The following is a 471-nucleotide window of genomic DNA, read 5'->3' on the forward strand; positions in this document are numbered from 1 at the left end:
CTTTCACAAGCTGCGGCTTCATGCGGTATCCCCCATTGGCAATCGTTGATACGTACTGAGCCAGCTGCAGCGGTGTGTATGTGTCATACTGTCCGATGGAAAAGTCAAGCAGGAAACCGGGCAGTCTTTGAGATCCTTTGTAGCCTGAAGCTTCATTTGGCAGATCGATTCCGGTTTTGACGCCGAGGCCGAACTGGCTGAAATAATACCTGAATGTATCAAATGCTTTTGTTTGAAGGTCGAGCGGCTGATGCGCCTTATATTGGCCTTTACCAAGGGCGATCGCCGTTTTAAACATGAACACGTTTGAAGACTTTTCAAGAGCTCCCTGGATACCAAGTGTTCCCAAGTTGCTCGCCCAAGATTTTTTCGGTTTTCCTTTTCCGATATAGAGCGGTTCATCAAGAAAAGTCGTATTTAAATTAATGGCTCCCGTCTGCAGACCTGTTAAAACAGTGGCCCCTTTGACAG

1 protein-coding gene is annotated in these 471 nt (G+C 47.1%); it reads right to left on the reverse strand.

Annotation, left to right across the window (positions count from 1 at the left end):
- Positions 1-471, reverse strand: a 471-nt coding sequence (locus J0695_RS46485; RefSeq protein ID WP_277990124.1) for a penicillin-binding transpeptidase domain-containing protein, incomplete at both ends; no start/stop codon positions are given.

This window comes from Streptomyces beijiangensis, assembly GCF_017315755.1.
Classification (GTDB): Bacteria; Actinomycetota; Actinomycetes; order Streptomycetales; family Streptomycetaceae; genus Streptomyces; species Streptomyces beijiangensis.